The organism is Tenacibaculum sp. SG-28 (genome assembly GCF_002954385.1).
Taxonomy (GTDB): domain Bacteria; phylum Bacteroidota; class Bacteroidia; order Flavobacteriales; family Flavobacteriaceae; genus Polaribacter.
Genome location: NZ_MQVY01000002.1, coordinates 275,821 through 300,060, shown reverse-complemented (window position 1 = coordinate 300,060; position 24,240 = coordinate 275,821). Strand labels below are relative to the sequence as shown.

Annotated in this window: 17 protein-coding genes and 2 pseudogenes; 4 read left to right on the top strand and 15 right to left on the bottom strand. The window is 34.2% G+C overall.

The window, feature by feature from the left end; genetic code table 11:
* Positions 1–8 precede the first annotated feature (8 nt).
* Positions 9–1,058: an endonuclease gene (locus BSU00_RS06305; RefSeq protein ID WP_105003620.1), complete on the bottom strand. Its 1,050-nt coding sequence runs from the start codon at positions 1,056–1,058 to the stop codon at positions 9–11.
* A 220-nt stretch (positions 1,059–1,278) separates the two neighbouring features.
* Here BSU00_RS06305 and BSU00_RS06300 point away from each other — a divergent pair, with 220 nt between their 5' ends.
* The 4 genes from BSU00_RS06300 (at position 1,279) to BSU00_RS06285 (ending at position 8,711) form a co-directional block, all read left to right on the top strand.
* Entirely contained in the window at positions 1,279–3,981 is a 2,703-nt protein-coding gene (locus BSU00_RS06300) for a carboxypeptidase-like regulatory domain-containing protein (RefSeq protein ID WP_105003619.1), read from the top strand.
* 30 nt (positions 3,982–4,011) lie between these two features.
* A complete protein-coding gene (locus BSU00_RS06295) occupies positions 4,012–5,325 on the top strand; it encodes a DUF5689 domain-containing protein (RefSeq protein WP_105003618.1) in 1,314 nt (437 codons plus the stop codon).
* Positions 5,326–5,443: 118 nt separating this feature from the next.
* Positions 5,444–6,328: a metallophosphoesterase gene (locus tag BSU00_RS06290; RefSeq protein ID WP_105003617.1), complete on the top strand. Its 885-nt coding sequence runs from the start codon at positions 5,444–5,446 to the stop codon at positions 6,326–6,328.
* Positions 6,329–6,455: 127 nt separating this feature from the next.
* Entirely contained in the window at positions 6,456–8,711 is a 2,256-nt protein-coding gene (locus tag BSU00_RS06285; protein ID WP_105003616.1) for an inorganic phosphate transporter, read from the top strand.
* A gap of 623 nt (positions 8,712–9,334) precedes the next feature.
* Here the strand turns inward: BSU00_RS06285 and BSU00_RS06280 are convergent.
* From BSU00_RS06280 to BSU00_RS06215, 14 genes and pseudogenes are all read right to left on the bottom strand, one after another.
* Positions 9,335–9,964 (bottom strand): carbonic anhydrase family protein, encoded by a 630-nt coding sequence (locus tag BSU00_RS06280; RefSeq protein ID WP_105003615.1) that lies wholly within the window; start codon positions 9,962–9,964, stop codon positions 9,335–9,337.
* An 18-nt stretch (positions 9,965–9,982) separates the two neighbouring features.
* A pseudogene (locus BSU00_RS06275) lies at positions 9,983–11,839 on the bottom strand (SulP family inorganic anion transporter).
* Positions 11,840–12,222: 383 nt separating this feature from the next.
* A pseudogene (locus tag BSU00_RS06270) lies at positions 12,223–13,751 on the bottom strand (SulP family inorganic anion transporter).
* Between the two features lie 165 nt (positions 13,752–13,916).
* A complete protein-coding gene (locus BSU00_RS06265; protein ID WP_105003614.1) occupies positions 13,917–14,198 on the bottom strand; it encodes a hypothetical protein in 282 nt (93 codons plus the stop codon).
* A gap of 56 nt (positions 14,199–14,254) precedes the next feature.
* Positions 14,255–15,010, bottom strand: a complete 756-nt coding sequence (locus BSU00_RS06260; protein WP_146104811.1) for an SH3 domain-containing protein — start codon at positions 15,008–15,010, stop codon at positions 14,255–14,257.
* Complete coding sequence (locus BSU00_RS06255) at positions 15,007–16,791, bottom strand: BatD family protein (RefSeq protein WP_105003612.1); 1,785 nt, start codon at positions 16,789–16,791, stop codon at positions 15,007–15,009. The genes BSU00_RS06260 and BSU00_RS06255 overlap by 4 nt, the downstream gene beginning before the upstream one ends.
* A gap of 60 nt (positions 16,792–16,851) precedes the next feature.
* Positions 16,852–17,754 (bottom strand): tetratricopeptide repeat protein, encoded by a 903-nt coding sequence (locus BSU00_RS06250; RefSeq protein WP_233188615.1) that lies wholly within the window; start codon positions 17,752–17,754, stop codon positions 16,852–16,854.
* Complete coding sequence (locus BSU00_RS06245; RefSeq protein WP_105003611.1) at positions 17,735–18,778, bottom strand: VWA domain-containing protein; 1,044 nt, start codon at positions 18,776–18,778, stop codon at positions 17,735–17,737. Before BSU00_RS06245 ends, BSU00_RS06250 begins: the two co-directional genes overlap by 20 nt.
* Before the next feature lie 12 nt (positions 18,779–18,790).
* Positions 18,791–19,795, bottom strand: coding sequence for a VWA domain-containing protein (locus BSU00_RS06240; RefSeq protein WP_105003610.1), 1,005 nt, complete (start codon positions 19,793–19,795; stop codon positions 18,791–18,793).
* Positions 19,785–20,873, bottom strand: a complete 1,089-nt coding sequence (locus tag BSU00_RS06235; RefSeq protein WP_199176766.1) for a hypothetical protein — start codon at positions 20,871–20,873, stop codon at positions 19,785–19,787. Before BSU00_RS06235 ends, BSU00_RS06240 begins: the two co-directional genes overlap by 11 nt.
* Positions 20,874–20,903: 30 nt before the next feature.
* Complete coding sequence (locus tag BSU00_RS06230) at positions 20,904–21,770, bottom strand: DUF58 domain-containing protein (RefSeq protein WP_105003609.1); 867 nt, start codon at positions 21,768–21,770, stop codon at positions 20,904–20,906.
* Positions 21,771–21,773: 3 nt separating this feature from the next.
* Positions 21,774–22,106 carry a hypothetical protein gene (locus tag BSU00_RS06225; protein ID WP_105003608.1) on the bottom strand — a complete coding sequence of 111 codons (333 nt, stop codon included), beginning with the start codon at positions 22,104–22,106 and terminating at the stop codon, positions 21,774–21,776.
* A gap of 58 nt (positions 22,107–22,164) precedes the next feature.
* Positions 22,165–23,154, bottom strand: a complete 990-nt coding sequence (locus BSU00_RS06220) for a MoxR family ATPase (RefSeq protein ID WP_105003607.1) — start codon at positions 23,152–23,154, stop codon at positions 22,165–22,167.
* Between the two features lie 271 nt (positions 23,155–23,425).
* Positions 23,426–24,196: a UDP-2,3-diacylglucosamine diphosphatase gene (locus BSU00_RS06215; RefSeq protein ID WP_105003924.1), complete on the bottom strand. Its 771-nt coding sequence runs from the start codon at positions 24,194–24,196 to the stop codon at positions 23,426–23,428.
* Between the last annotated feature and the right edge of the window lie 44 nt (positions 24,197–24,240).

Sequence of the window (24,240 nt, the reverse complement as noted above, 5' to 3'; positions counted from 1 at the left end):
TCTTAATTTTATTTTTCTTTAATCAAATAGGTATAAACAGGGTAGTGATCGCTATATCCACCAGTGTATTTCCCGTAGGAGAAGCTCCGAAATGGATATCCTTTGAATCGTCCTTTTTTCTGCGTTATAAAACGTTTGTTAAAAATCATAGCTTTAAACATTTTATAACTTGAAAACTCTTTTTTATTTTTATTTAGTAAGGGAGAGGTTATAAGAATTTGATCAAATAAGTTTATGTTATCCCGGTATACTAAGGTATTCATACCTCTTCGAAACATGTTTTCATAAGGGTTATAAATGTCACCATCTTCCACATCACTCTTTTTAGCTTTTGTCTTTAATACTGTCTTAAAGCTTGAGTTATTAGGGTCGTCATTGAAATCTCCCATAATTAAAACCTTAGGGTTAGGGTCGCTTTCTTTTATCTTTTCAATAATTTGCGTGACTTTATAGGCTGCCTTTTCTCTAGAAGGTCTACTTTTTGCCTCCCCACCTCTTCTGGAAGGCCAATGATTTACAATTACGTGAATTAATTCATCGTCTAAATAACCAGAAACTAGTAGGATATCTCTGGTGTAAACTTTGCGATTTTGTGAATAAATATTAGGATTAAAAGCCTCAAAGTGAATTGGTTTAAAATAGCGTGGTTGGTACAATAAAGCCACGTCAATTCCTCGCTTATCTGGGGAGTCGAAATGAATGATTTCATAGCGTTTGCTCTTTAAATTCTCTGATGTGGCAAGATCTTCTAAAACTTTTTTGTTTTCAATTTCAGCAACACCTAAAATCGCAGGGCTCGTATTTGCTTTCTCTTTTCCTATTTGACTTATAACGGAACTGAGTTTTTCTATTTTATCCCAGTAAACTTTTTCTTTATCTCCTTCCATTTCCATAATAGGACTGGCCTCGTCGTTTTTTTCCGTATCGTTAACGGTATCAAACAAGTTCTCTAAATTGTAAAAAGCAGCAGTCCTAATTTTATAGTTGCCTTGTTGCTCTTGTGCATAACCATTTGTCAGTAATATGCTTAGCACAAAAAGTGAAATAATTTTCTTCATCTATTAAAATTTAATTATGCAAAAATAATAGAAAAATTAAACTTAAAATCTTGTTTTGTGTTATGTATAACAATAATTTAATATTGAAACCCTTCTTTTTTCGTAGTTTTTACGCCCTTTTCAAATTAATTTGAAAGGGAGTAAGAATAATAGTTAGAACCAATATGTTATGAGAAATTTTAAAGAAACATTGTTTGTGTTTTTGGTACTTAGTTTGAGTATGAGAGCCCAAAAAATTGTAAAAGGTATCGTTATTAATGGCGATTCCGAAAATCCTTTACAAAATGTTTCTGTTAGTATTAAAGACAATGAAATTGCAGTATTAACAGATCTTAATGGTGCTTTTACATTAAATAATATACCTAATGGAAGGCAATTTGTAGTGGTTTCGTTGGAAGGTTATGAAATGCAAAATTTTCCGGTACAAATGTCAGGAGAAATTATTGATTTAGGCATTATTATGATGTACGAAGATCTCTCCGAAGATCAGGATTTAAGCACGATTACGCTTACAGATGATGAATTAAATGATGATACCAGTGCAGCAGACAATATATCTGGCTTGTTGCAAGCATCAAGAGACGTTTATTTAAGAACTGCTGCTTTTGAGTGGGGCGGTTCGTTTTATCGTATCCGTGGAGTAGATTCTGAGAATGGAAAAGTTTTAATTAATGGTGTAGAGATGAATAAGCTCTACAATGGTCGCCCGCAATGGAGTAATTGGGGTGGTTTAAATGATGTTTTACGAAATCAAGAGTTTAGTAATGGGCTTACCCCATCTAATTATACTTTTGGCGGTGTTTTAGGATCTACGAATATTAGTACACGAGCATCGGAGTATAGTGAAGGAACCAGAATATCTTATGCTGCTTCGAATAGAAGTTATGTTAACCGTATTACGGGGACCTACACTTCAGGACTTATGGAGAAGGGATGGGCAGTTGCAGTTTCCGGAAGTAGAAGATCTGGTAATGAAGGTTATGTTGATGGAACTTTTTACGATGCGAATTCTATATTTGCTTCATTGGAGAAGGTTTTTAATGACAAGCATAGTTTGAATTTAACGCTAATTGCGGCCGAAAATGAAAGGGGTAAAAATTCTCCAAACACCCAAGAAGTTTACGATTTAAAGGATATCAAGTACAATCCGTACTGGGGCTATCAGAATGGAAAAATGAGAAATTCTCGTGTGCGTAGCATTTACGAACCAATAATTATGTTAAACCACTACTGGAACGTTTCGGAAAACACCGAGATTTCTTCCAATTTTTCGTACCAGTTTGGAAAGATGGGTAACAGTAGAATTAACAATAATGGGGCACGATTGGTGGATGGTATTCCTATTGGTGGTGGTTCTAATCCAGATCCAACCTATTATCAAAAACTACCTAGTTATGCTTTGGGTAATGGTACTGGAAACGAATACGAATTATTACAGCAGTTTTTAAATGATGGACAGTTAGATTGGGACGAAATGATTCGTCAAAACCTCTCTGGAACAGAAAGCACAAATTCAAAATATATCCTTTACGAAGATAGAACCGATAGCAAGCAGCTTACCGCAAACGTTATTGTATCTTCTGAACTAAATGATAATATAACTTTAAATGGTAAAGTACAATACATGCAAGTAAAGTCGGAAAATTTTGCGAATGTATTGGATTTATTAGGAGGTTCTGGTTTTCTGGATGTAGACACTTTTGGAGCAACACAAGAGCAAAAGCAAAGTGACTTAAGAAACCCCAATAGAATTGTTACTGAGGGCGATCGATTTGCTTACAATTATGATTTTAATTCAGATATTTATAACGCTTTTTTACAGGTACAATTTAAATACAACAAATTTGATTTTTATCTTGCAGGAGATGTTTCAAGAACAACACACCAAAGAGAGGGCTTATACCAAAACGGCTCTTTCGCTGATACCTCTTTTGGTAAATCAGAGAAGTTAGACTTTACGAATTTTGGCGCAAAAGCCGGTTTTACCTATAAAATTTCAGGACGTCATTTATTAGATTTCAATGGAGGGTACTTAACCAAAGCACCTACTCTAAGAAATTCATTCTCAAATCCACGTGAAAACAACGATGTTGTTTTAGACATTACAAGCGAGAAAGTAATGGCATTTGATGCTAGTTATATTTTACGATCACCGATTATTCAGGCAAAACTTACCGGATACTACACAGGAATTTCAGATGCGACTGAAATTTCCTTTTTCTTTGCGGATGGTGTAGGAGGAGATAGTAGTGCTTTTGTTCAGGAAGTATTAACGGGTGTTGATAAGCAACATTTTGGTGTAGAGATTGGTTTAGAGGCACAAGTAACACCAACGATAAAGTTACGCGGTGCGGCAAATATTGGACAGTATACCTATAATAACAATCCTAATATTTACTTAACTTCTGATGCAGGTTTTGCATTGATGCCAACGACAAGTTATTTAAAAGACTATAAAGTAGCTTCAGGACCACAGAAATCCTATTCTTTTGGTTTTGAATATCGCGATCCGGATTATTGGTGGATTGGTGCAACTGCCAATTATTTAGACGAGACCTATGTAGATATTGCTCCTTTAAAGAGAACAGAAAATTATGCGCTAGATTCAGACGGACAACAATTTGCAGACTACGATCCAGAAATTGCAAGAGAATTACTTGCACAAGAACAATTTGATAATTATGTCGTTGTAAATGCCGTAGGGGGGAAATCGTGGAAAATTGGGGATTATTATGTTGGATTTTTCGCGAGTATCAATAATATTTTAAACCATAAGTACAAGTCAGGAGGTTTTGAACAAGGTAGAAATGCAAATTACAGAACGGATAAAGCAGATGCTGATTTGGATACACCTGTTTTTGGAAATAAATATTGGTATGGCAGAGGTACCACATATTTCATGAATGTATATATAAGATTTTAAGTAAAAGTATAATACTAAGTATTAATAAAAATGAAAACAAAAAATATTTTTAGAATTGCATTTTTAGCATTTATAATGGTAATTGCTAATGCGTGCGTAGATAACAACGATTATAGCCTTCCGGATGTAAACGTTGAAGAGCCAGATGTTACTGTTACCAATACCCTTCAGTCGATCAAAGATGCTTATCCGGGGTTTGGTGTTGTTGATTTTAGTGAAGTAAATAATGGTGGAGAGATGGTTTTTGAGGGGTACGTTGTTTCTAGTGATGAAGCAGGTAATATGTACAAAGTTTTAAATATTCAAGACAAACCAGAAGATCCAACTGCTGCTATTCAAATAGCCGTTGACGCTACAGATTTATACACTTTTTATGAAGTAGGGAGAAAAGTGTATGTGAAGCTTTTAGGTTTAGCGATGCACGAGAACAATGGAGTTTTAGAAATTGGGCAAATTAATGGATCGGATGTAGAGCGAATTTCAGTAACTGCCTTCAAAGAGCATATTTTACGTTCTTCGGAAGTCGCTACTTTAGTTCCTCGAGAGCTAGCAAGTATTAATGACATCAATGAAAATCACATATGCATGCTTATTCAGTTGCAGGATATTCAAACGCAGGAAAAAGGGCAGACTTATGCAAATATAGATAATACGTTTTCTGTAAATAGAATTCTAAAGAGTTGTGCAGACAATACTACTATAATTATGCGTAATAGTGGCTTCTCTGATTTTAAAGCGGAGTCTATGCCAGAGGCGAAAGGGACCTTAACTGCTGTAGTTGGCACCTATAGAAACGACTTACAGCTTTTCATTAGAGATACACGAGATTTAGATTTTACGGGAAATAGATGTGATCCATTATTCGAAGAAAATTTCTCCGCCAATAACTTTGACCAATGGACTATTCAGGATGTGGAAGGAGACGAAGCTTGGGAAATTGTTAGTTTTGGAAATCCGGCACCTAGTGCAAAGATCTCCGGGTTTAATAGAGGACCACAAGACAATGAAGATTGGTTAATTACTAAGGCTATTGATTTATCTAATGTATTGGGAGATGTTGTATTTACTTTTGATAGCGTAAAGCGATATTCAGGACTAGATATTGAAGTGTATTATTCTACCAATTACAATGGTGGAAATCCTAATGATGCAACCAATACCTGGACTAAGCTAAACCCAACTTTAGATACGAATACAGGTAGTTGGTCTTCTTGGACTGATTCTGGTGAACAAGACGTGTCAGCAGCAGCAGGAGGTAACTTATTTATCGCATTTAAGTATGTTTCTTCTGGAGTAGGTGCAGCAACATTTGAGATTGATAATATTCGCGTAATAGCAAAGTAAATTTATTTTTCATAGAAAAGAAGCCGAGTTACTACCAACTCGGCTTTTTTATTTACTAATATTTAGATTGTTATTCGTATAATTTTCTAGATATTTGAAAGGTATTAAATTTTAGGAAATGACTTCAGCAAAGCGAATAACTCGCGCTTTTTTACAGGCAAAAAAAATAGAACTTAAAGAAGATTCTAAATTTATCTTGTTTTCCGATTGTCATCGAGGAGATAATAGCTTTGCGGACGATTTTTCTCGAAACCGTGCCATTTATCATTTTGCATTATCTAGTTATTTGGAGAAAGAATTTACCTATGTAGAGCTTGGAGATGGTGACGAGTTATGGGAAAATAACTTTGCAGATATTTTTAATGCAAATAAGGATATATATCTTCTGTTGAAACAATTCCATGACAAGGGTAGATTACATTTCATATGGGGTAACCATGATATGAAATACCGAAAAAAGAAGGCCATAGAAAAGAATTTTGATTTTTATTTTGATAGTGCCGAGGATCAGAAAAAAGAGCTCATGCCCAATCTCGACTTTTCGGAAGCAATTACTTTAACGAGAGAAGACGGTAAATCTATTTTTCTTTTACACGGGCATCAGGCAGATCCTTTTAACTATATTTTTTGGAAGTTAAGTAAATTTTTAGTCCGTTATCTTTGGCGACCTTTACAAATAATTGGAATAAAGGATCCTACAAGCCCTGCCCAAAACCATAGAGAGCTAATAAAGGTAGAGAAAAGATTACAATCATGGGTTAGACAAAATAATAACCAAATGCTAATTGCGGGGCATACGCATCGTCCTAGATTTCCTACAAAAACCGAGGCACCTTATTTTAACGATGGGAGTTGTGTGCATCCGAGATGTATTACAGGCATAGAGATAGAAAAAGATTGTATTACACTCGTGAAATGGTTTTTTGAGGCCAATGCAGATGGGTTAATGGAAATAAAAAGAACTGCTTTAGAGGGGCCAAGCAAGTTACACGAATACATGTAAAAAATACCTATCTTATACCTGTAAATTCAAGATAATTTAGGATATTCGCTACGTTAAATATAACATACACGTAACATTACCTTTTGGTTATGTTGTTACTTTTGCAAAACTTAATTAGAGAGAAGAAATGGGAGATCCGTACATTTTAATGTTGATAGCGCTAGCAATTCTTGCTATCGTTGACTTGGTGGTTGGTGTGAGTAATGATGCTGTGAATTTTTTAAATTCAGCTATCGGTTCTAAAGCCATAAAAATTCGAAATATAATGCTAATTGCTAGTGTTGGTGTTTTCTTTGGTGCGGTTACTTCAAGTGGTATGATGGAAGTGGCACGAAAAGGAATATTTAACCCAGGGATGTTTGTTTTTCAAGACATTATGTTCATTTTTATGGCGGTTATGATTACCGATATTCTATTGTTAGATGTTTTTAATTCTCTCGGAATGCCAACCTCTACGACGGTATCCATTGTGTTTGAATTACTCGGTGCTGCAGTTTGTATCTCCTTAATAAAAATTTCTCAAAACGAGGCACAAACCATTTCGGATATTTGGAATTACATCAACCACAAGAAGGCAGTAGAAATTATTAATGGAATTTTACTTTCGGTAGTGGTTGCGTTTTCAATTGGTGCCTTGGTTCAATTTGTTTCGCGATTAATTTATTCCTTTAATTTTGAAACTCGACCTACCTATATACATGCTTTATTTGGAGGGTTTGCCATCACAGCAATTACCTATTTTATTATAATTAAAGGGATGAAGGGAACCCCTTTTTATGCAGATATCAAACATTTAGTAGAAGGGAATACCACCTGGATTATACTTGGAAGTTTTGTGTTGTGGAGTGGCTTGTCGCAATTCCTTATTGGTGTCTTTAAGGTTAATATTTTGAAGCTTATCATAGGTGTAGGAACTTTTTCTTTAGCAATGGCATTTTCAGGAAATGATCTCGTTAATTTTATCGGTGTACCAATTGCGGCATGGAATTCTTATCAAGCTTGGGAAGTATCAGGGGTTGCAGCAACAGAATTTTCTATGGGTATTTTAGCGAACAAAGTTCCTTCGAATGTTTGGCTTCTTTTATTAGCAGGAGGAATTATGGTTGCTACCTTGTGGACTTCTAGTAAAGCGAGGAATGTAATTAAAACAGGTATTGATTTGTCAAGGCAAGGAGAAGGGCATGAAAAATTTCAACCAAACCCAGTTTCCAGAGTCGTAGTAAGAGCGGCCATGGGAATTAACGCCGGATTCGCATATATATTACCCAAAGAAACATTGCAATACATAGATTCAAAATTTCAAAAACCAGTAATTTCTTTACCAAAAGATAAAACCTATGAAATGCCAGCCTTTGATTTGGTAAGGGCTTCGGTCAATCTGGTGGTAGCCGGAATTTTAATTTCTATTGCGACGTCTATGAAGCTCCCTCTTTCAACAACCTATGTTACTTTTATGGTAGCAATGGGTACCTCACTTGCGGACAGAGCTTGGGGTAGAGAAAGTGCGGTGTATAGAGTAGCAGGGGTAATCAATGTAGTAGGAGGTTGGTTCTTAACGGCAATTACGGCATTTATTGTGGCTGCAATCGTTGCATATCTCATCAGTTTTGATAAAGTAATGATTCCAATATTACTTCTTGTAGTTGGTTTATTGATTGGTAGAAATACGATTAGACATCGTAAAAAGGCAAAAGAAGAAAAGAACCAGGTGTTTATGGAAAGAGCGGAGTTAATCTCTATAAATGGTGTAATTAATGAAAGTTCAGACCACATTGCCAGTGTCGCGAAGCGAATCAATAAATTGTATTCTAGTGTAGTAAATGATTTGGCTAATCATGATTTAGTTAAATTAAGAAAGACCGATAAATACGTAACCAAATTGAATGAAGAGATTGATAGTTTGAAAGATGGCGTTTTTTACTTTATAAAATCTTTAGACGATACCTCTGTTCAGGCAAGTAGGTTTTACATATTAATTTTGGGTTATTTGCAAGACGTTGCCCAATCTATTAGTTATATCTCAAGAGCAACGTATAAACACGTGAACAACAATCATAAAAATCTTAAAAAGGGTCAGTTAAAAGATTTAAAAAGTATTGATAATAAATTATCAAAAATACTCGAAGATGTTGGTGTAATTTTTGAAACCAAAGACTTTGATAGCCTAGTAACAGTTATCGAAGATAAAAAGGAACTTCTAAAAGAGGTATCGAAATCTATTGAAAAACAAGTAGAGCGTATACGAACAGATGAAACAAGTCCTAAGAATACTACCTTATACTTTAGTATTTTAATTGAGACCCAAGATTTAGTTTCTGGCTTAATGAGTCTTCTAGAAACTTATGAAGAGTTTTACGTGAGTACTAAAAGTGTGATTTCTTAAAATTAACTTTGTTACTAGTTTTATTTTTTTAATTAAGTTTTAAAATAGGGATGCATGGCATCATAGAATAGTGTATTTCTATATTACTTAGCCTTTACGCTTTGAATTTTTAGTAGGCCTAAATGATGCAGTCTAATGAAGTATAGCATATTGTAGTAGCTCAAGATGGAGTCTTTTAGTATAGATAAATAGCCCTCTCCATTTTATATGAGTGTAGCAACTACTTTTAGTAATTAGAATATATTTCTATTATTTTTATTACTCCAAAGAATTCAGGAGTTTCTTGCCTTTTTTGAAATAATTATTGCAATTTCATTATGTAGAGAAATTAATAGAAAGTGTTACATGGCTAAAGAACAAAGAAAGAAGTTCCGATGTTAAAAGAAGAAAATTTTAATACTCAAAAGCAATTTGTTTGTCGGATTAGTTCAGTGCAAATATTTTTTGTCTTTACTCGTAATGTATGGTTGCGTTGTAGGGTTAGATTTATTGTAGCAGTTAAATTTTTTGAATACAGTATGGTAATGTTCCAAAATACCAATCTTAAGTTGGTAAAGATTTCTGAATAAATAAAAAGCAGTATTCTAGAGTAGAATACTGCTTTCTTTACCAAGTAAGTGTCTTTAAAGCATGGTTACTTTCCCGGTTGTTAGAGAATATACACCGCCTACAATCTTGATTTCTCCTTTATTTTCCATGTCTTTCAAAATAGCACTTTTTTGACGAATTCTGTCCATGGTCAATTTCACATTGTTTTCAACTGTTTTTGCAACAAATTCACTATTGCTAGAATCGGTTACTCCTGCTACTTGTTCTGCTGATAATTTTGCCGCAGGAATAATATTGTCTAGCATCGCCGTTATATTTCCCAATTGAACACCATCACAGGCAGCTTTAACAGCACCGCAACTTTCATGTCCTAACACAAAAACTAATTTGCTTCCTGCTACGGCACACGAATATTCCATGCTACCTAAAATATCTGTGTTTTCAAAATTTCCTGCTACACGCGCTACGAAAACATCTCCAATAGTTTGATCGAAAACCATTTCCACGGGTACTCGAGAATCAATACAAGACAAAATAACTGCCTTAGGGAATTGCCCTCCTGTTGTTTGTTTTACCAATTCGGTAATTTCAGATGAAGATACATTGTTGTTGGTGTATCTTGCATTTCCTTCTAATAAATCTACCAATACACTCTCCGGAGTAAGGGCATTTTGAACTTCTTTTGAGATCGCTGTATTTCTCATCGTTATTGTTTTAGGTTATTAATTATACGCATTATTCTGTTGTATCCATTGCAAACAATTTTGGAAATTAGAAAACACGAATTCTTCCCCAACAAGATTTGGGAGGATTCCGATTCGTTCCATCATATTCCTCGGTTGTCTTTGCAGATTGACAAACAGTATGGTTTTATTTTCTTTTTTTAAGTTTAATAGAACATCTTCTAGGGCGTATAAGCCAGATTGATCTATATATTGCATTTTGTCTAGTCTAATTATAATCGTAGTTGTTGTGGCAGGGATTTGTTTTATCAATTGCTGAAAATCACTGGTAGACCCAAAAAACAATGGTCCATTAATGTGTTTAATGAAGACTTTTGAGAGCAATGCTTCTGGAAATGATGCTTCATCTTCCCACGCAGTTTCTTTGAGTGGTTTAACTCCAGATTGTTCGCCCGTCATATCGCCAATTTTTCATGAAAATATAGAGGCAATAACCAGACCAATTCCAACTGCATAAACGAGATTCCAGAATGTGGAAAGAACCATAACTATGAACATTATAACCACCTCAGAACTAAAGCGAATCGGGCCAATTTTAAGGTCTTTCGGTAGTTTTGGAATGGCTTTTAATCCTTTGTAATCCATAACTCCAATACCAACGGTTATCAAGATTCCTGCTAAAACCGCCGCAGGTATTTTAGAGGCTATGGGGCCTAGTCCGAGCAGAATAATTAACAATACAATTCCTGCAATCATACCCGATAATTTTGTCTTTCCTCCCGCATTTATATTTACTACGGTTCGTATGGTTGCTCCTGCTCCAGGAATCCCTCCAAAAATAGCAGTAATACTATTTCCAATACCTTGTCCTATGAGTTCTTTGTTTGGCTTGTGTTTTGTTTTGGTCATGTTATCTGCTACCACCGAAGTCAATAGAGAATCTATGGCTCCTAATAATGCTAAGGTCAAAGCTGTAAATATATATGGTGTGATATTGCTTAGTCTAAAACTGGAGAAAATTTTCATGTTTGGCATTGGAAACCCTCCAGGTATTTCTTCAATAGGGATATATTGTAAATTGAAAAGCAAGGCTATTGAAGTCATTACAACTAAAGCAACTAGGGTGCTTGGTATGGCTGTGGTGATTTTTTTGAATCCATAAATAATAACTATCGTACCTATAGCTAAGAGTAGTTCCAACCAATTTATATTTTGTAATGCTCGTGGTAATACGTTCAGGGTTCCTGCTACTCCTGATGCTTTTTTGTTTGCTAAGGTTTTACTTTCCTTGAGAATCTCTTCGTTGGTTATAACTTTTCCTTTTTCAATAGCTGCCTCAAAATCCTCTAAAACTAGTGCGTTTTCTGAGGACTCCTTTTCTAGAATTTTCGTTAGGATTATTTCTTTTGCTTTTGGTTTAAATTGTGCTACGAGTTCTGCATCCTCCTTTGCATAATATCCAACAGCTGGAAGTATTTGTGTGATAAGTATAATAATCCCAATGGCAGTCATAAATCCAGATACGACCGGATAGGGTATGTATTTTATGTATTTTCCAAGACCAAATAAACCTAAGGCTATTTGAAAGATTCCAGCTAATAAAAAAACCGTTAAAATGGCGGGCAATGCTTTGGCTACGTCGCCATCATTACTAGCGATCAGACCGCCAATTAAAACCATACTTACTGCAGTCATCGGTGCTGTAGGACCCGATATTTGCGTGGCAGTACCGCCAAATAATGCAGCGAAAAAAGCAATAAATATCGCGCCGTATAAACCAGCACTAGGCCCTAATCCTGAGGATACACCAAAAGCTAAGGCCAATGGTAAAGCAACAATTCCAGCAGTAATACCTCCAAATAAATCTCCTTTAAGATTTGTGAATAGATGTTTCATTTTTATTATTACAGGGAAAAACAGAAAAGGCTACTATTTTTTTGAGTACCTCTGTAAAGTCTCTGTTTTTTCGTTTCGATTACGTTTTAAATAAGTTATGGGTATCTTTTATAGTGTTGGACGAGCTGCGGTCTTTTATCGTTTTTATTACTAGGTATAGCTTTATGCATACATGTAAAATAGTGTCTGAATTTTAAAACATTGGACCAATTCTCGCTTCGAATTAACTTTTATGTTCACCCAATATAAATAAAGGTTATACTTTAGGAGTAACACTGTGTCTACCAATATAAAACTTAAAGCATTATAAATCAACAAAAACTGTACTGTCAGTCGTAGCTAGCAATACAGTTTTTGTATACTATGACCATAAACAATTCATGTTAAGCTGTCTTTGGTCTCAATTTAAAAAAATCGATAAAGCTTTCGGGGTTTTCTACAACTCCCCTTTCCGAATTTAATTTTATATTAATATTTCTCTCTTTTGCCTTAAAGGCAAAATCTTCTAATATTTCAATAATATCATTGTCTAGATATCTTGTTTTTCTAACGTCTAATTCTAGGTAAGTGTTCTTTGGAAGACTATCAAGTTCCTTCAGTATAGCTCCTTTGTTGAAGAAAGTTACTTCTTCTGCAAGGGTCATTTTAATTTTATGAACGCCATCACTTTTATCTTCAATGTGTAAGAAGTGTGAATTTTGGTAGCTTTTGTATAAAATAACGATGATGCCAACAAATAATCCCAATCCAATTCCTATTAGTAAATCTGCGAACACGATTCCGAGAATTGTAACAATAAACGGAACGAATTGTTTCCACCCCAATTTATACATTTGAAAAAATAAGGCGGGTTTTGCTAATTTATAACCTACGATAAAAAGTACTGCAGCTAAGGCTGAAAGCGGAATGTTATTTAGTAAGTTTGGAATTATTATTATCGAAATTAAAAGTAAAAACCCATGGATAATTGCAGATAATTTACTGCGGCCTCCAGACTGAATATTAGCAGAACTTCGAACAATTACTTGTGTAATTGGTAGTCCTCCGATCATACCAGAAAGTATATTTCCTGTTCCCTGAGCTAGTAGTTCTCTATTGGTCGGTGTTACATTTTTGTTCGGATCTATTTTATCGGTTGCCTCTACACATAATAGTGTTTCTAAACTAGCAACTAGAGCAATGGTAAAAGCAACAATCCATATATCCTTATTACCAATTGCTGCGAAGTTAGGAAAACTAAATTGTCCTAAAAAAGAATCTAAGCTATCCGGTACGGGTACATTTACCAATTGACTTGCATTTATTGCTAAGGCCTCGTTGTCTTTAGTAATCATATAAAAAACTATTCCAACCACTACTGCAACTAGTGGTCCTTGTACCAATTGAAATATTTTACCTTTTTTGGATAAAACTCTGTCCCATAAAATTAGAATCGCTAAACCTACTACCCCAACAATGGTTGATCCAAGACTAATGGTCTCCATAGAAATACTACCAGCTGCTTTATCATATCCAAAAACACCGGAACTTGTTTAATGATAATGATAATACCAATACCTGTTAACATTCCTTTTATGACAGAAGATGGAAAGTAATAACCAATAACACCGGCTTTTACAACGCCCAGTATGATTTGAATAACTCCTCCAATAACTACTGCTACCAAGAAGTTTTCATATCCACCTAAGGTACTTATCGCAGAAAGAACAATAGCTGCCAATCCTGCTGCAGGGCCACTAACTCCTATATTAGAGCCACTCAATGCTCCTACTACGATACCACCGACGATTCCGGCTATTAATCCTGAAAATAAAGGTGCGCCACTGGCTAATGCAATACCAAGACATAAGGGTAGTGCAACAAAAAATACCACTATACTTGCTGGTAAATCATTTTTAATTGTCTTAAACATGTAAATTAAGTTTTATCAACTCAAAAGTTGATTGTTTTTAAATAAATTTGATACTTGCTTTTGAATAGCTTTTACTGTCATTCAAAAAATTATTATAACTATTCAATAATCGAAAAGCGCAGATAGAAAACTGCGATGGGACCTAAAAAATTAGGTTGTAATACCTCACAGTTCTGGCGGGGGTGATTCTAGGGTAACATCTATAGAGGAAAAATAGCGAAATACATATATAGTTTCTCCTGAGAATTCCACTTGTTTAAAGAAAGGAAATACATTTTTAAATTGTACTATTTCTAATTCAAATTCTTCGGCATTTTCTTCCGAATCTGCATCTACTAATACATGCGTAGTATCTTCGGAAATATTAGATAATATTAAATAAGAAGGAATACCAATTGAAAGAACAATTGAGGTTATTAAAAAATGTATAATTATATATTTTCGCATAAACTTCTGTGAAAATATATATTATTTTATAATTTTTTGTTAAAAAAAGTAAAATTTTATATAATCACTTTGACTTCTGAAGTTTTCAACCACCCTATCTTTCCATCTACAAGTTTAATTTTACTCCATTCGTCAAGCGTATCTATAATTTTTACTTTCGTTCCTTCATGTAGTAAAAATATTTCTTCAGAATTTCGTGTTGGTTCATTTTTTATGGATGTTTCCTTTTCAAATACGATGGCGTATACAGAATTCTTATGGCTAGTAAATTGTGATGAGGTGATGTAGAGCGTCCCAGAAAGAGAAAGAACACTAATGCTAAACAACACAAAATATAATCGCTTTAGTGCAGGATTTACAGCGAAGTAATACAGGATAAACAATATCCCTGCAAGTATGGATAAAACAATACATATATAGGCCCAAGAATTATATGATATTGAAGCAATGTATTTCGAATGAAATTTTTGGAAGATATTTTTTGGCAGTTCTTCAATTCTGTCTAATGTTAGTTTTTTTGCAATTTCTAAATTATTTCTTGCATCATCATTTGCAGGGTCTATGGCTAAGGCTGTTTCGAAATTATAAATGCTACCGGGCACATTGTTCATCTTGTACAGACAATTTCCAATATTGTGATAAAGCGCCGATGAAATTTTACCTGTGGCTTCTATTTCTTCATACAGTGAAAGTGCATCCTCGTATTTACCGTTCTTGTACTCTTGATTTGCTTTTTCAAACAAGGCGTTTACATCTTGTCCAATTGCCATACTCGAAATCCCTAATGCTATTAGGATAATATACTTCATCATAATTGTTTGTCTAATTGGGTTATTACCTTTTGAGCCTTTTCTAATTCCTGACGCATCATCAAATTGTCAATTGGAGTATACCTTGCAAACTCACAGTTATTTAGTACTTCCATTAATTCGGTAATACTGGTCTCGCTAATTGCTTTGTTCTCAAGCATTGCTTTAATTTTGTCTTTACTTATGTCTGCTGTTTCCACTCTAAGTTTTGCTTTCAAATAATTGTGCATTGCTCGTTCAAGGGATTCGTAAAATCGTTCTTTATCTCCTAATTGTTTTGCAGCCACCGATAAGTATTTTTTAGCTAGTCGATCTGCTTTTCTTCTTTTATTTCCAAGTATATCTTTATTCCTTTCTTCTTTTTTTCTATGTGTAAAAACAACAATTGGTACGATGACTACCGGTAAAAGTAGTAGCACAAAATACCATGTAGATTTATAAAAATCGTCAGTCTCCAATGGTCCCAAGGAAGAATCAGTTTGTATGTACCTAAAGTTCGTTCCTTTAACTTCTATGTCTTTCTTTTTAATAACAGTATCTGTGGTATTTGTGCTCTCAGTAATCTCTTTCCCTTCTAGTACATCAACATATACGTCTTCTGAAGTTATGGTCTTGTACTTTTCTTCTTTTGGATCAAAATAAGAAAAAGTCACTGCAGGAATTTTATATTTTCCTTTAAATTCTGGAACCACAGTATAGTTGTCTGATATTGTTCCACTAATTCCACCATAGGAAATATTCACTTTTTCTTTTCTTTCTGGTTGGTATACTTCCAATTCTTTTGGTGTTTCAATTTTTGGCAGTTCAAATAGCTTTAAGTTACCTTTACCAGATACAGTAACCGAAATTTGAGAAGATTCGTTTGCTTTTAAAGCATCTTTATCTAGTCCAACAGCAAAGGAAAATTGTCCTACAGCTCCACTAAAATCAATGGGTTTGTTAGCTGTCGGTAATTCTCTCGCTTTAATTACCTTTTTTGCAGAAGAAAATTCTTTACGTACCCTTCTTTCTACCATATTTCCAAAAAAGTCTGATCTCCCTGTTGGCACACCTACAATAATATCCATTTTCATGGGGTCAATGGTTAGTTTACCAGATTTAGTTGGTATGAGGAGTGCTTTGTGTAAAACAGCATATCGGTATTTCTCACCGTTGTATGTACCTTGTTTTACGGAAGCTCCTTGGTTATTTAGTTCTTGATTCCAGAAGCCATTATATTGCGGTGATTCTGTTATCCCATTTTCATAAATAGATATGTTTTCACTAACATACAAACGGTACTCTACATATACACCTTCCCCTACATAGGGTTGTCCCTTGGATATTTCGGCAACTAAGTGAATATTTTGCGAGGCGATATAATCAGGGTCGTTTGGGTTTTTAGGTATTTCAACTGCATCTAAAACAAGTATTTTTACGGTATTCGAAGTTAGTATTTTACCCTCCATCTCGATGGTGGCTGGCCCTATGGTAATTTCTCCTTTTCTTTTTGGTTGTAGGATATAGGTATACGATTGCGAAAATGTCTGTTTACCGTTTATCCAAGATTGGCTTATAGATTGACTTGGACCTCCAATTACACTTACATTTTTAAAATTTGGAGCCTTAAAATTATCACCACCTTGTTTGTTAATCGTAAATTGAATTCTAAATCTCTGATTAATGCCAAGTTTATTTTTACTTACGCTTGCCTTTAACTCGTTTTCTTGCGCATAGGTCAGCAGTGAGAAGCAACTTAAGATGAAGAAGAAATAAAAATGTATATTTTCTTTAGTATTAAACATATTTAAAAATAATATTTTGAGACCGTTTAAGCTCTTTATTTTTTCAAAATCGAATAAGAGTTACCAATCTTTTTCTTGTTTTACTTTTTTCCCTTTCGATTTTTTTACGTTCATTTTCTTTTGCGTCTTTTTTTCTTCGTTATTAAGACTTTCCAACAATTGTTTCATTTGTTCAGGAGTCATTTTTCCTGGAGAAGGTTTCTGTTTTTGCTTTTCCTTGTTATCCTGGTTGTCTTTGTTGTCCTTATTATCCTGGTTGTCTTTGTTATCCTTGTTGTCTTTGTTGTCTTTGTTATCCTTGTTGTCCTTGTTGTCTTTGTTATCCTTGTTATCCTTGTTGTCCTTGTTGTCCTTGTTATCCTTGTTGTCCTTGTTGTCCTTGTTGTCTTTGTTATCTTTGTTATCTTTGTTATCCTTGTTATCCTTGTTATCCTTGTTATCCTTGTTATCCTTGTTATCCTTGTTGTCTTTATTCTGCTCTTTCTCCAATTCTTTTTGTGCTACTGCTAAATTATATCGTGTTTCATCATCATTTGGATTGTTACGCAATGCATTTTTATAGGCTTCCACAGCAGCGCCAAATTGTTTTTGTTCTAACATTGCATTTCCAATGTTGTGGAAAGCTTCTGCTTTTTCAATTTTATTTGTGGTCGCTTTGGTTGTTAATTCGTATTGTGAAATTGCTTCCTTAAAGGATTTGTTTTGGTACAAGGCGTTTCCATAGTTATAACTCGCTTTGTCATAGGTGCTATTTTGACTTAGTGCTTTTCTGTATGAAATGGAAGCTTCTTTGTAATTTTGTTTATTATATAGTTTATTTCCTTCACGAACAAAAGCACGTGCCTCTCTATTTGCTTGTATGGTATCTTTCTGAGCACTACATAGCAGTGGCATTAATCCAATTAGAGCGTATAAAAGTTTTGATATTTTAATTTTCATAACACTATCTTTTATTTTTTTCATTAAATAAATCGATACTTTTAATCCATTTTGTTTTTCTCTCAAACAAGAAAACATCTATGATAAGAAATAGTAATCCAAATCCTAAGAACCATTGAAATTGGTCTTTGTAGTCTGCGAATTGTTTGGTTTCAAATTCACTTTTTTGTGCATTTCCAATGATTTTTGTAATTTCATTTACAGGGGTGTCCGTTTTATTGCCATCTACATACGCTCCGTTTGCAATCCGAGCTATTTCCTTTAATATATTCGTTTTTCTTTGTGTAATTACTGTTTCTCCTTTTCGATCTTTCTTGTATCCAATTAATGATCCATCGACTTTCAGAGGAATAGGAGCACCTTTTTCAGTACCTACGCCAATGGTGTAAATTTTAATACCTTCGTTTGTGGTATTTTGTGCTATTTGCTTTGTTTCTTCTTGATGATCTTCTCCGTCGGAAATTACAATTAAGAATTTATTTGTTTGTTCTTCATTGTTATAATATGTTTTTGCTAGTTCCAAAGCTTCATTAATTGCGGTTCCCTGACTAGAGACCATATCCGGATTAGCGTTTTGTAAAAACATTTTAGCAGCTGCTTGGTCGGTCGTAATAGGTAATAATGGATAAGCATTGCCAGCATAAATTATAATTCCTATTCGGTCACTACCTAGATTGTCTATAATTCGTGAAATAATTTGTTTCGCTTTATCTAATCTGTTTGGAGCAATATCTTCTGCTAACATACTTTTGGATACGTCTAAAGCAAAAACAATATCCACCCCTTCTCTTTTTACTGTTTTTAATTTAGTTCCCATTTTAGGGTTTACTAAGGCAATTATTAAAAAGGATAATCCTAGGCTGAAAAACACCAATTTTAAAATTGGCTTAAAGGAAGATGTATTTGGAGCTAATTTTTCCAAAAGTTCACTGGAAGAAAAATTTTTCTGAGCTTTCTTTTTCCACCAAAACACAAGTGCATATATAACAAGTAACACTGGGATAATTGCCAACAAGTAAAAGTATATAGGTGCCTCAATTTTATACATATCAATGTTTTCTTAAATAAAACTTTTAAAAATTGTATTCTTTAAAATAAATTCTAGTAACAAAAATATTCCCGCCAAGAATACCCAAAAACGAAACTGTTCCGTGTAGTTGTAGTATTTAAATTCTTCTATTTTTGTCTTCTCTAATTTGTCAATTTCATCATAAATCGCTTTGAGTTTATTGTTGTTGGTTGCTCTAAAATACCTACCGTCTGTTTCTTTTGCTACAAATTTCAGTAAATCTTCATCAATTTCAACCTGCTGGTTCCTAAAAGAAATTTGTCCAGTTCTTGGATCTCTAGCATACGGAAAAGGAGCCATTCCATTGGTTCCAATTCCGATGGTATATACTTTTATATTGTTGCCTTTTGCTAGTTCTGTTGCGGTTTTAGGATCTACAAACCCTGCATTGTTTACACCATCTGTAAGTAAAATTATAACCTTACTTTTTGCTTTACTTTCTTTTAACCTATTTACTGCAGAACCAAGTCCCATTCCTATGGCAGTTCCTCCTTCTAATTGGCCCCATTTTATTTCAGATATAGTTCTTTTTACGATTGATTTGTCACTGGTTATTGGTGTTTGTGTAAAGCTTTCTCCGGCATATACCACGATTCCTATTCGGTCGTTTGGCCTTCTGTTGGTGAAATCGGTAGCAACTCTTTTTAAAGCCTCTAGTCGATTTGGTTTTAGGTCTTTTGCAAGCATACTGGCAGAAACATCAATGGCCATAACAATATCTATACCTCTGTTTGTTTTTGTCTTTTTACTAATACTAACATTTCTCGGTCTCGCCAATGCAACTATGATAGCCGAAAGTGCTAATAATCGCAAAACATAAAGCAGTGGTTCTAATTTAGTAACCCAAGATGTCTCTGCTGAAAATCCTTTCAGACTGGTTATTTTTAAAATTGCTTTATCCTTTTTATTGGTCAAAAATTTCCAAATAACGAATAATGGAATCAATACCAATAACCATAAAAATTGGGGTGTGTAAAATTCGAAATTACTGAACATTTTCCATTTGATTTTTTGAAGTTTTTGACATCGAAATTACTTTTCCCAGACCAATAGATAGTATTAAAATTACGGCTGCAGTAACTAGGATAAGTACTACTTTAGCAAGAGTATTTGGCTTTTCAATTACTGGCTTTTGCACAATAACCACCGGTGTGCTGTAACTCACTTCTGAATTTTCTTCTTCAAGAATTGGTTGCATGTTATTTATTATGTACTCTGCTATTTTTCTGTCGGAGGTAATGTCCTCTGCAAGCGGCTTAGCTTTGGCAAATTTTACGAGATCGGCTTGTTCAAAAAGCCGTTTTAATTTTTTTATGGTATCTCTTTCCGTTTCAATTACCTTGGCGTCACTAAAATCAAATAAACTTTCAATAATTTGATTGGTAGTTTGCTCTAGCGCGGGTACGTGTAATTCTCTTTCAATGTAATTTCTAACAATAGTCGTTAGTTCACTGTAATAGGGTTTTATTTTATTGTTTTGCCATAGTAGTTTAGCATCTAAAAGTTTAAGATTGCGCAAAGCTTCCTGGTAAGGAGCAAGTTTTGGTACAAAAGTTTTTACTTGGTCATCTTTTGATCTTTTAAGCGCAAAATATAAAGTAGTGAGCACGATGCTTATTAAAAGCAACGCTATTAGGACTATATTTTTGTAGTCGTCAAATTGATACGGTTCTCCTTTAATTCCCTTAATAGGGAATTTTTTAACCTTCGTTGTGTCAATTTTTACCGTAGCAACATTGATTAAAAGACTGTCTGTTTCGTAAACTTGATTTTTAATAAATATTTGCTGTTTAGGCACATAAAAAGCACCACTATCGAACCCAGTAAGTATGTATTTTTTTGAAATTGTATTTTTAAGCGTATCTGTTTTTAAGGAATCGATTACCTCTAAACCGTTTAGTTTACTTAATTTCGGAATAATTACATTTTCTGTTTCTCCTACCGATATCTTTATCTCAAATTGTTCTCCAATTCTAATGTTGGTAGTGTCTGCCTCTATCTTTACTAGCTCAGATTGTGCATTGCAAATAGATAACGTGGCGAGAAATAATATGTAAAATATAGTGTGTTTCATTGTCGGCTTTGTCTTTTGAACAAATGAATTCTATGCTTTTTGTTTAAAGTATCCCAGTAATTTTTTAACATAACTCTCATCAGTTGCCATGTTAATTACTCCAGCTCCGCTTTTTTTAAAGGTTGTCTTAAAATATGATTCTAAGCGTATTGCATTCGTTTTGTACTGCTTTCGAACTGCGGAGGAACTGGTGTTTACTAGTTGTACTCTTCCTGTTTCTGCATCTATCATTGGGACCATACCTAAATTGGGTATTTCCATGTCGTGCTTGTCGTAAATTCTTATTCCCGTGACATCGTGCTTGTTTCCAAGAATCTTCAGGGAATGTTCGTATGCTTCGTCCATAAAATCAGAAAGGACAAATACAATTGCTCTTTTCTTAACCACATTAGACACGTATTTTAGCGCCCCATTAATACTAGTTTGTTTGCTATTAGGGCGGAACTCTATAAGTTCACGAATAATTCGCAATACGTGACTTCTTCCTTTTTTAGGGGGAATAAAGAGCTCTATTTGATCTGAAAACAAGAGTAGGCCAACTTTGTCATTGTTTTGCGTTGCCGAAAATGCCAAAGTCGCTGCAATTTCAGTAATAGTATCTTTTTTGAACTGTTGCGATGTTCCAAAGAATTCTGAACCTGAAATATCTACCATCAGTAGCATGGTTAATTCTCGTTCCTCCTCGAAAACTTTAACATATGGCTCGTTGTATCTCGCAGTGACATTCCAGTCAATAGCACGGATATCATCTCCAAATTGATATTGTCTTACTTCAGAAAAAGTCATACCTCTTCCTTTAAAAGTAGAATGGTATTCTCCTCCAAAAATATGATTAGACAACCTACGTGTCTTTATTTCTATTTTTCGAACTTTTTTGAGTAATTCTTTTGTATCCATTAATTAGCTTAACCAATTTTCGGGCAATGGAGGTAAATCCAAATGTTTGTATTCAAAAGATTTTTCTATTGAAAATAATGGCACCTTTTTGATTGCGATATTTACATTGTTTTTTTGGGCGATTTTTTTGATAACATCTTCCATTTTTTGACTCTGCCCTAAAACTAAACTATTCATGATAATGTTAGACTCTGTCTGTAAGTCAAAACAATTTACATAGTACTTAGGCTCGTCATCTTGGTACACAATGGCTTCTGTAGATTTTTTTTCTGTTAATTCTAAAAATTCTTGTGTTCCTTTTAGTGTTTTATAAGTCGTTAATTTAAATTTTGGCATCTCTAGATTTTTTTAAAGGGGGCTAAAACTTCTAGCGGTGTTAGTTTGTTTTATTTGCTTAGGGTACTTGAACCTCGTTGATAATAGTGTTGATAATATCAACAGATGTGATATTTTCTGCCTCTGCCTCGTAGGTAATTCCGATACGATGTCTTAAAACATCGTATACAACAGCTCTCACATCCTCAGGGATTACATATCCTCTTCTTTTAATAAATGCATAGCATTTTGCAGCTTTTGCTAAAGAGATACTTCCACGAGGTGAAGAACCAAAACTAATTAACCCTTGCAGCTTTTCAAGGTTGTATTTTTCAGGGTACCTCGTAGCAAAAACAATATCAAGGATGTATTTTTCTATTTTTTCATCCATATACACCTCGTTTACTATGGCTCTCGCTTTTATAATTTGCGCTATAGATACTACAGGGTTTACTTTTTGGAATCCTCCACTTAAATTTTGGCGTAGAATAGTTTGTTCGTCTTGTAGTTTTGGATAGTCTATGACTGTTTTTAACATGAATCGGTCTACCTGAGCCTCTGGTAAAGGGTAGGTTCCTTCTTGTTCTACAGGGTTTTGTGTTGCCATTACCAAGAAAGGCTCATCCAGTTTAAAGGTTTCATCTCCAATGGTGATTTGACGTTCTTGCATTGCTTCTAACAAAGCAGATTGTACTTTTGCCGGTGCACGGTTTATTTCGTCTGCCAAAACAAAGTTGGCAAAAATCGGACCTTTTTTAATCGAAAAATCATTTTCTTTAATGTTGTATATCATGGTCCCAACTACATCGGCCGGCAATAAATCTGGTGTAAACTGAACTCTACTAAAACTACCTTGTACTGCTTTGGATAGGGTGTTTATAGCTAGTGTTTTTGCCAAACCAGGAACTCCCTCTAATAGAATATGGCCATTTCCCAGAAGGCCAATAAGCAAGCGTTCGATCATGTGTTTTTGACCAACAATTACTTTATTCATCTCAGCGGTTAGCAAATCTATGAAGGCACTTTCTTGTTCTATTTTTTCGTTAATTGCTCTAACATCTACATCCATGGTAAACTCAATTTTATTTTAGCTTTTTGTCTCACAAAGCTACAATATTAACACTTTTACATGTGTTAAAGTATGGTTAAACATAAAAATTCATAATACTTACAAAAAAAGTTGTTTTTTTTTATAAATGGACTAAAAATATGAGCTATGGTCTAATTTTTATTCATTAAATATAAGTGGAACTCTCTCAAGTAAGAAATAGATGTTCTTGAATAAAGGCAGTTAAATTAGTGGTGTTTTTATCGTGTTAAAGGACGAGAACTCTTTACTGTTAGATTTCGTGTTCTTGAAGGTATTTTTTCAAAGTTAGGGTGTCATTTTCAAATATCCCATAGGTAAAATAAACAATCCAATCGCCAAGATTAATATAGTCACTTTCTTTACCTAGGGAGATGCTTAGAGGAAGATGTCTGTGGCCAAAAACAAAATAATTGTATTGTTTTGTTTCTAATTTTCGTTTACAATACTGTACCAGCCATTCTTTATCCTCACCTAAAAATTTGGCATCCTCGTCACCAGATATAAGTTTGTTTTTCACAGACATGTATTGCCCTAGTCTTACTCCAAGATCTGGATGTAACCATTTAAACATCCATTTAAACAATGGAAATGTAAATACTTTTTTCATTCGTTTGTATCCTATGTCATTTGGGCCAAGTCCGTCTCCGTGTCCGATTAAAAAAGTTTTAGAATTAAGTTGAAATTCTTTCGGTTTGTGGTATACCGGAATATTTAATTCTTTTTCAAAGTAATCTTGCATCCATAAATCGTGATTTCCCACAAAAAAATATATTGGTATGCCACTGTCTCGAATCTCAGCTAGTTTTCCCAATACTCTAACAAAACCCTTAGGAACCACAGTTTTATATTCAAACCAAAAATCAAATAAATCTCCTAATAAAAAAATTACTCCTGCATCTTTTCTTATTTCTTCGAGCCACTTTACAAAGAGTTTTTCTCGTGGAAAACTTGCCTCAGGGGTAGGAGCGCCTAGGTGCTGGTCGGATGCAAAATAAACTTTTTTAGTATTTGGAATTTCGATTGTTGTCAAACTGAATAATTTTAGCAAAAATAAGTATTTTGACA